Here is an 8,375-nt window from a genome sequence, read left to right as displayed (position 1 = left end):
CGGCGGCAGCGGCGGTGCGCTTCTCCCACGCATCGCCCGCGCGCGTGCGGCGCACGCCCTTCGCGGGGCCCTCGGCGAGCAGGTGGTGCGGGGCGGCGTAGGTGATCTCGACGGTCACCACGTCGCCCGGGCGGACCGGCTCGTCGGGCTTGGTGAAGTGCACGAGGCGGTTGTCGGGCGCGCGGCCGGAGAGGCGGTGCGTGGCGTCGTCCTTGCGGCCCTCGCCCTCGGCGACCATGACCTCAAGGGTGCGGCCGACCTGCTTCTTGTTCTCGTCCCAGGAGATCTCCTCCTGGAGAGCGACGAGACGCTCGTAGCGCGCCTGCACGACCTCCTTGGGGATCTGGCCCTCCATGGTGGCCGCGGGGGTGCCGGGGCGCTTGGAGTACTGGAACGTGAAGGCGTTGGCGAAGCGGGCCTCGCGCACCACGTGCATGGTCTGCTCGAAGTCCTCCTCGGTCTCGCCGGGGAAGCCCACGATGATGTCGGTGGAGATGGCGGCGTCCGGCATGGCGGCGCGCACCTTCTCGATGATGCCCAGGAAACGCTCCTGGCGGTACGAGCGGCGCATCGCCTTCAGGACGGTGTCCGAGCCGGACTGCAGCGGCATGTGCAGCTGGTGCATCACGTTCGGCGTCTCGGCCATGGCGGCGATCACGTCGTCGGTGAAGTCGCGCGGGTGCGGGGAGGTGAAGCGGACCCGCTCCAGGCCCTCGATCTTGCCGCAGGCGCGCAGCAGCTTGGAGAACGCCTCGCGGTCGCCGATGTCGGAGCCGTAGGCGTTCACATTCTGGCCGAGCAGGGTGATCTCGCTGACGCCCTCGGCGACGAGCGCCTCGATCTCGGCGAGGATGTCGCCCGTGCGGCGGTCCTTCTCCTTGCCGCGCAGCGCCGGGACGATGCAGAACGTGCAGGTGTTGTTGCACCCGACGGAGATGGACACCCAGGCCGCGTAGGCGCTCTCGCGGCGCGTCGGCAGCGTCGAGGGGAACGCCTCCAGGGACTCGGCGATCTCGACCTGCGCCTCTTCCTGGATGCGGGCGCGCTCGAGCAGCACGGGCAGCTTGCCGATGTTGTGCGTGCCGAAGACGACGTCGACCCAGGGGGCCCGCTTCACGATCGTGTCGCGGTCCTTCTGGGCGAGGCAGCCGCCGACGGCGATCTGCATCCCGGGACGCTTGGTCTTCATGGGGGCCAGCCGGCCGAGGTTGCCGTAGAGCTTGTTGTCGGCGTTCTCCCGCACCGCGCAGGTGTTGAAGACGACGACGTCGGCGTCGCCCTCCGCGGTGCCCTCGGGCGCACGGACATAGCCCGCGTCCTCCAGCAGGCCCGACAGCCGCTCGGAGTCATGGACGTTCATCTGGCACCCGTAGGTGCGCACCTCGTATGTCTTCGCACTCATCTCAATCGACCAGGGTACGTGGTCGCCCGGACAACCCGCCTCCTCCTTTGCCCGCCTCCGGCCCCGTTCCGCCGTAACCCCTGCCGAAGCCCGGCCGGGCCTGACAGGATCCGCCCATGCTTCCCCGTTCCCCGCGCCCTGGAAGGCGCCGCGTCCTCCGTGCGGCCGCGGCGGGCGCCGCCGTGCTCGCCGTGCTGGTGTGGTGGATGGTGTCCCTGCACGGGGACGCGTCCCCGGCCGGCCGGATGTCGTTCGCCACCGGTGTGCCGACGGGCGTGTACGCCAAGTACGGGGACCTCCTCAAGGAGGACCTGGGGCGCGACATGCCGTCCCTGGACGTGCGCCTGCGGCGCAGCCAGGGGTCGATCGACAACCTGCGGCAGCTCACCTCCGGCGAGGCGGACTTCACACTGGCCACCGCGGACTCGGTCGCCACCTACCGGGACGAGGGGAAGCCGGGCGCGGCAGGGCTGCGCGCCTGTGCCCGGCTGTACGACGACTACATCCAGCTGGTGGTGCAGAAGTCCTCCCGGGTGCAGTCCGCCCGGGACCTGCGGGGCCTGCGGGTGGGCGTGGGGACGGACGACTCCGGAGTCCAGCTGATCACGCGGCGGCTGCTGAAGGCGGCGGGGCTCGACTTCGACAAGGACATCACTCCGGTGCGTGTGGGCATCGACAGGATGCCGGGGCTGCTGGAGCGCGGGGAGCTGGACGCGTTCTTCTGGTCCGGCGGGCTGCCCACGAACGCCGTCCAGACGCTCGGCCTGCGGCTGTCCATCCGCCTGGTGCAGCTGAGCGACCTGATCGCGCCGCTGCACGCGCAGGGGCCGCAGACGCACTACTACCGGGCCGCGGTGATGCCCGTGGACGCCTATCCGGAGCTGCGGGCGACGCAGGCGGTGAAGACGCTGGCGGTGGCGAACCTCCTCGTCACCATGGACCACGCGGATCCGGAGCTGGCGGAGAGCGTCACCCGCTCCGTGATGAACAGCAGGGACCGCATAGGGCAGAAGGTGCACGCGGCGCAGAAGGTGGATCTCCGTACGGCGATCTTCACCGACCCCCTCCAGCTGCACGCGGGGGCACGCCGCTACTACCTGTCGGTCAAGCCCTGAGGGGCGTCACCGGCTGTCGGTACCTGTTGTCGCTCGCGGTCGCGCCCCGGGGAGCGCTACTGCCTGTCGGTCAAGGCCTGAGGCGTGCCGTTCACACCCTCGCCCTGCCGCGGCACCTTGATCACCGCGCGCAGTCCGTGCGGCTCGTTGGGGGCGTACGTGAGCGTGGCGCCGCCCGCCGCGAGGAGGGCCCGGGAGATGGACAGCCCCAGGCCCGAGCCGGAGACGTTCTGGTGGCGGCTGCTGCGCCAGAAGCGGTCGCCGATGCGGGTGAGCTCCTCGTCCGTGAGGCCGGGGCCGCCGTCGGCGACCGTGATGCCGACGCAGTCGCCCTCGACCTCGACGCTGACGTGGACCGGGGAGCCGCCGGGCGTGAACTTGAGCGCGTTGTCCACCACCGCGTCGAGGGCGCTGGAGAGGGCGACCGGATCGGCCCAGCCCGTCACCGCGGCCGGACCGCTGTAGGTGAGCGTCACCTGCTCGCGGTCGGCGACCGGTGACCAGGCCCCCACCCGGTCGGTGACGATCTCCGCTATGTCGGTCAGCTGGAGGTCGGCGGCGGCGTGCTCGGCGAGGGCGAGGCCCAGGAGGTCGTCGAGCACGCGCGCGAGGCGCTTGCCTTCGGCCTGCACGGAGGCGACCTCGGCATGGCCGGCCGGGAGGTCCAGGGCGAGGAGGTCGATGCGCAGCAGGAGGGCGGCGAGCGGGTTGCGCAGCTGGTGCGAGGCGTCGGCGACGAAGGCGCGCTGCTGGTCCAGGACGGTCTCGACGTTGTCGGCCATCTCGTTGAAGGAGCGCGCCAGGCGGCGCAGCTCGGGCGGCCCGCTGTCGGCCGCGACGCGGGAGTTCAGCCGCCCCGTGGCGATGCCGTGCGTCGCGGCGTCCAGGGTCCGTACGGGCCGCAGCACCCACCCCGTGAGGCGGAACGCGGCGGCGACGGCGACGAGCATCGCGGCGGTCTCGCCGGCCACGAGCAGCATCCAGGAGTGCAGGATCCGCGAGCGCAGCTGCCCCGTGGGGGAATCGGTGACGACGACCGCGACGACGTCGCCGTCGCGGATGACGGGGGAGGCGACGGCGAGCCGGCTGTGCTGCAGCGGCCAGACCTGCCCGGGGTCGTGGCTGCGGCGCCCCGCCAGGGCCTCCTTGAAGGCCCGCCGGCCCTCACCGGTGGACGGCACCTCCCAGCGCCGGGGGGCGACCGCCATGGCCGCTCCGTCGCGGTAGAAGATGCCGACCCTGATGTCGTACAGCTCCTCATAGCGCAGGAGTTCGGAGCGCAGGGTGTTGAACCGTTCGTCCGTCTCGGCCGCCTGGTCGGACGGCCGGGTGGTGACGAACTGGGCGAGGGCCGCGAAGCGGGCGGTGTCGTCGATGCGGTCGACGACCACGCGCTGCTGCTCGGCCGCGGCGATGCTGGCGGCGAGAGGGAACCCGAGGGCCAGCAGCACGCCCGCGAGCAGGACGATGAGGAGCGGAAGGAGTCGTGTGCGCACAGGTTCGGCCGGCCCTCACCGGGCCGGGACGACGATTTTGTAGCCGACCCCGCGGACCGTCTCGATCAGCGCGGGCATGCGCAGTTTGGCGCGCAGGGAGGCGATGTGCACCTCCAGGGTGCGGCCGGTCCCCTCCCAGCTGGTCTGCCACACCTCGCTGATGATCTGTTCGCGGCGGAAGACGACGCCGGGCCGCTGGGCGAGCAGGGCCAGCAGGTCGAACTCCTTACGGGTGAGCGGGACGGCCGTACCGGCCACGGAGACCTCGCGGTTGGGGAGTTCGATGATGAGGCTGCCCAGTCGCAGCGAGCGCTGCGCGGAGGGCTCCTGCGTCTCCTGCGGGCCCTTGCCGGCGGGCGGCTTGCGGCGGGCGACCGCGTGGATGCGGGCGAGGAGCTCGCCGGTGTCGTAGGGCTTGACCACGTAGTCGTCGGCGCCGAGGTTGAGACCGTGGATCTTGGAGCGGGTGTCGGCGCGGGCGGTGACCATGATGACGGGTATGCCGGTGCGTTTGCGGATCTTGCCGCAGACCTCGAAGCCGTCCTGGTCGGGCAGCCCGAGGTCGAGCAGGACGACGGCGAAGGGCACGCCCGCGTCGGGCAGCAGGGCGCGCAGCGCCTCCTCGCCGCTCCGGGCATGGGTGACGTCGAAGCCGTGCCGGGACAGCACCGCCGCCAGAGCCGCGGCGACGTGGTCGTCGTCCTCCACCAGCAGCAGTCTCATCCGGCCCCCTCCCTGTGACCGCAGCGTGGGCACTCCCGCATCCACGCGGATGGACGCCCGGTCCGTCAAGGGGGTTCCGGGAGCGAAGGAGCTTCCGTTATCCAGCCGGTACGCCCGCGCGACCGGCGTGCACGCCGCGCGCCCCCTTCACGCAGAGTGTCCCTTTGCGGCCGGATCGTTATGCTCAATTTCAGCTCAGATGTAATGACGCTGGTCGATGCCGCTCATTAGGGTCCTCCCAATCGAGGAGGATGGAGCGAGGAACGCCGATGAGCGAAGTATCGGTGACCGACGAGGCCACTGCCGCCGCGGACCCACTGGTCGTCCTGAAAAGCGTCAACAAGCACTTCGGCGCCCTGCATGTCCTCCAGGACATCGACCTGACGATCGCACGCGGCGAGGTCGTCGTCGTGATCGGCCCGTCGGGCTCCGGCAAGTCGACGCTGTGCCGGACCGTCAACCGTCTGGAAACCACGGATTCCGGATCGATCACCATCGACGGCAGACCACTGCCCCAGGAGGGCAAGGAACTGGCCAGACTGCGTGCCGACGTCGGCATGGTCTTCCAGTCCTTCAACCTCTTCGCGCACAAGACCGTGCTCGAAAATGTGACGCTTGGTCAGATCAAGGTCCGCAGGACGGACCGCCGCAAGGCCGAGGAGAAGGCACGCGCCCTCCTCGACAGGGTCGGCGTCGGGGCCCAGGCCGACAAGTACCCCGCCCAGCTCTCGGGCGGCCAGCAGCAGCGCGTGGCCATCGCCCGGGCCCTGGCCATGGATCCGAAGGTGATGCTGTTCGACGAGCCGACGTCGGCGCTCGACCCGGAGATGATCAACGAGGTGCTGGAGGTCATGCAGCAGCTCGCCCGGGACGGCATGACGATGGTCGTCGTCACCCACGAGATGGGCTTCGCCCGCTCCGCCGCCAACCGCGTGGTCTTCATGGCCGACGGCCGCATCGTCGAGGAGGCGCGGCCGGACCAGTTCTTCAGCAACCCGCGCAGTGACCGTGCCAAGGACTTCCTCTCGAAGATCCTGCACCACTGACCGCACCGGCGCCCCGCCGCCGGACCGGCCCGTTCGGCCCCTCCCGTCACGGCTGCCCCGAACCGCTCCGCTCCACCTGCAGACGCAAAGGATGTTCACCATGAAGCTCCGCAAGACCGTCGCAGCCGCCGCCGTGGCACTGGCCCTCACCGCGACCGCCACCGCCTGCGGCAAGTCGGGCAGCCCGGACGACGACAAGGCCGACAAGCCCGGCGACGGCAAGTCCGCACCGGCCGTGCCGACCTACAAGGTGAACACCTCGGCCGACGTCAAGGGCTCGCCCGTCTTCGACCGGATCAAGGGCAAGACGATCACCATCGGCACCAAGGCCGACCAGCCCGGCCTGGGCTACGAGAACCCCACCTCCAAGAAGCGCACCGGCTTCGACGTGGAGATCGCCCGGATGATCGCGGCCGACCTCGGCTTCGACGAGGCCCACATCAAGTTCAAGACGGTGCCGTCCGAGGCCCGCGAGACGCAGCTCGCCAGTGGCGGCGTCGACTTCTACGTCGGCACGTACACGATCAACGACGAGCGCAAGAAGCAGGTCGACTTCGCCGGCCCGTACTACGTCGCCGGCCAGGACCTGCTGGTGAAGTCCGACAGCAGCATCAAGGGCCCCGAGGACCTCAAGGGCAAGAAGGTCTGCTCGGTGACCGGCTCGACGCCGCTCAAGCGCATCAAGGAGCCCAAGTACAGCGTGGGCGAGGTCAAGGCCCAGCAGGGCTACCAGCTGTGCGTCCAGGAGCTCGTGTCCGGCACGGTCGACGCCGTGACGACCGACGACACCCTCCTCAAGGGCTACGCCGCGGAGAACAAGGGCGCCCTGAAGGTGGTCGGCAAGCCGTTCTCCACGGAGCCCTACGGCGTGGGCGTGAAGAAGGACGACAAGGCGCTGCGCGCGGCCATCAACGACGCCATCGAGGCGCACGTGAAGAACGGCGACTGGAAGAAGGCCTACGACGCCACCATCGGCCTCTCCGGGGTCGCCGCGCCGAACCCGCCCGCGGTCGACCGCTACTGATCCGCACGTGATCCACTACTGATCAGCCGGGAGCGCTGCCTTGAACGTTCTGTCGGACCACTTCGCGGAGTTCCGCGAAGGATTCCTCGGCACCGTGGAGCTCACGGGGCTCAGCGGCCTGCTGGCCCTGGTGCTGGGCATACTGATGGCGGCGTTCCGGGTCTCCCCGGTGCCCGCCCTGCGAATATTCGGCACCACTTGGGTGACGCTGCTGCGCAACACCCCGCTGGTGCTGCTCTTCCTGGCCGTCACCCTGGGCCTGCCCGCCCTCGGGCTCAAGGGCTGGGACTCCTTCTGGCTCGCCGTGCTGACGCTCGGGTGCTACACCTCGGCGTTCATCTGCGAGGCCGTCCGGTCCGGCATCAACTCCGTGCCGGTGGGCCAGGCGGAGGCCGCCCGCTCGATCGGGATGACCTTCAACCAGACGCTGGGCCAGGTCGTGCTGCCCCAGGCCACCCGCACCGCGGTGCCGCCCATCGGCAGCCTGATGATCGCCCTCACCAAGAACACGGCGATCGCCTCCGGCTTCAACGTGACCCAGCTGGGCTCGGTGCAGAAGTCGCTCAACGCCGACACCGGCTACAACATCTACGTGATCTTCCTCTGGATCGCGGTCTGCTACATCATCATCACCCTCGCGGTCAGCGGCCTGTTCCGGCTGCTGGAGAACCGGCTGGCGGTGGCCCGGTGAGCGCGAACGTCCTCTACGACGCACCCGGCCCCCGGGCGCGGGCCCGCAACCGCCTCTACGGGGCGCTGTCCACCGTCGCGATCCTCGGCCTGATCGCCTTCGTCATCTACCGGCTGGACGACACCGGTCAGTTCCAGGCCGGCCTGTGGGACGACTACGAGTACAGCGACACCCACCAGCGCATCGTCGACGGCTTGCTGACGACCCTGAAGACGTTCGCGATCGCGGCGGTGCTCTCGCTCTCGCTCGGCGCGGTGCTGGCGGCCGCCCGGCTGTCCGACCACCGGCCGGTGCGCTGGGCCGCCACGGTGGTGGTGGAGTTCTTCCGCTCCATGCCGCTGATGATCATGATCTTCCTGCTGTTCGCGGGCGTCTTCACCAACGATCCGATGTGGGCGCTGGTCATCGGGCTCACGCTCTACAACGGCTCCGTGCAGGCCGAGATCTTCCGGTCCGGGATCAACGCGGTGCCCCGCGGCCAGGGCGAGGCCGCCTACGCGCTCGGACTGCGCAAGACGCAGGTGATGTCGAGCATCCTGATCCCGCAGGGCGTACGGACGATGCTGCCGTCGATCATCAGCCAGCTCGTGGTGACCCTGAAGGACACCTCGCTCGGGTTCATCATCCTCTACGAGGAGCTGCTCTTCGTGGGCAAGGCCTTCGCCGAGCAGACCAAGCCCGTGAACGGCGTCTACGCCTTCATCCCGATGGTGATCATCTTCGGTTCGATCTACATCCTGCTCTGCCTGGCGCTGTCTTCGGTGGCCACCTGGGTCGAACGGCGCACGCAGCGCTCGCGCAAGGGCAGCCCGCCCGCGATGCCGACGGCCGGAGGCGCCGTCACGACCGGGTCCGCCGGGGGCACGGACGGCGCCTCC

At 70.1% G+C, this 8,375-nt stretch carries 8 protein-coding genes; 5 read left to right on the top strand and 3 right to left on the bottom strand.

Features of this window, described 5'->3' with window-relative positions; all coding sequences use genetic code 11:
• Positions 1-1,402 (bottom strand): tRNA (N6-isopentenyl adenosine(37)-C2)-methylthiotransferase MiaB (gene miaB / locus V7793_RS28455; RefSeq protein ID WP_336011594.1); only part of this gene is annotated, 1,402 nt, incomplete at its 3' end.
• 116 nt (positions 1,403-1,518) lie between these two features.
• On the opposite strand from miaB, the gene V7793_RS28450 reads away from it, so the two are divergent.
• A complete protein-coding gene (locus V7793_RS28450; protein WP_336011592.1) occupies positions 1,519-2,517 on the top strand; it encodes a TAXI family TRAP transporter solute-binding subunit in 999 nt (332 codons plus the stop codon).
• Positions 2,518-2,573: 56 nt separating this feature from the next.
• Here V7793_RS28450 and V7793_RS28445 read toward each other — a convergent pair whose 3' ends face one another.
• Entirely contained in the window at positions 2,574-4,013 is a 1,440-nt protein-coding gene (locus V7793_RS28445; protein ID WP_336011589.1) for a sensor histidine kinase, read from the bottom strand.
• A 15-nt stretch (positions 4,014-4,028) separates the two neighbouring features.
• Positions 4,029-4,736 carry a response regulator transcription factor gene (locus tag V7793_RS28440; protein WP_336011586.1) on the bottom strand — a complete coding sequence of 236 codons (708 nt, stop codon included), beginning with the start codon at positions 4,734-4,736 and terminating at the stop codon, positions 4,029-4,031.
• A 269-nt stretch (positions 4,737-5,005) separates the two neighbouring features.
• Between V7793_RS28440 and V7793_RS28435 the strand changes: the two genes are divergently transcribed.
• From V7793_RS28435 to V7793_RS28420, 4 genes are all read left to right on the top strand, one after another.
• On the top strand, positions 5,006-5,782 hold the full coding sequence (locus V7793_RS28435; protein ID WP_336011583.1) for an amino acid ABC transporter ATP-binding protein: 777 nt from the start codon (positions 5,006-5,008) through the stop codon (positions 5,780-5,782).
• A 100-nt stretch (positions 5,783-5,882) separates the two neighbouring features.
• Positions 5,883-6,806 (top strand): glutamate ABC transporter substrate-binding protein, encoded by a 924-nt coding sequence (locus tag V7793_RS28430; protein WP_336011580.1) that lies wholly within the window; start codon positions 5,883-5,885, stop codon positions 6,804-6,806.
• 40 nt (positions 6,807-6,846) lie between these two features.
• Positions 6,847-7,497: an amino acid ABC transporter permease gene (locus tag V7793_RS28425; RefSeq protein ID WP_336011577.1), complete on the top strand. Its 651-nt coding sequence runs from the start codon at positions 6,847-6,849 to the stop codon at positions 7,495-7,497.
• A partial coding sequence (locus tag V7793_RS28420; RefSeq protein WP_336011575.1) for an amino acid ABC transporter permease occupies positions 7,494-8,375 on the top strand: 882 nt, incomplete at its 3' end. The genes V7793_RS28425 and V7793_RS28420, both read left to right, overlap by 4 nt.

The organism is Streptomyces sp. KLMMK, from assembly GCF_036961605.1.
Classification (GTDB): Bacteria; Actinomycetota; Actinomycetes; order Streptomycetales; family Streptomycetaceae; genus Streptomyces; species Streptomyces telluris.
This window is presented reverse-complemented; position numbering and strand designations above follow the sequence as displayed.

Coding starts and splice junctions, on each gene's coding strand:
- V7793_RS28450 (WP_336011592.1), top strand. CDS start 1,519: ATGCTTCCCCGTTCCCCGCGCCCTGGAAGGCGCCGCGTCCTCCGTGCG.
- V7793_RS28440 (WP_336011586.1), bottom strand. CDS start 4,736: ATGAGACTGCTGCTGGTGGAGGACGACGACCACGTCGCCGCGGCTCTG.
- V7793_RS28435 (WP_336011583.1), top strand. CDS start 5,006: ATGAGCGAAGTATCGGTGACCGACGAGGCCACTGCCGCCGCGGACCCA.
- V7793_RS28430 (WP_336011580.1), top strand. CDS start 5,883: ATGAAGCTCCGCAAGACCGTCGCAGCCGCCGCCGTGGCACTGGCCCTC.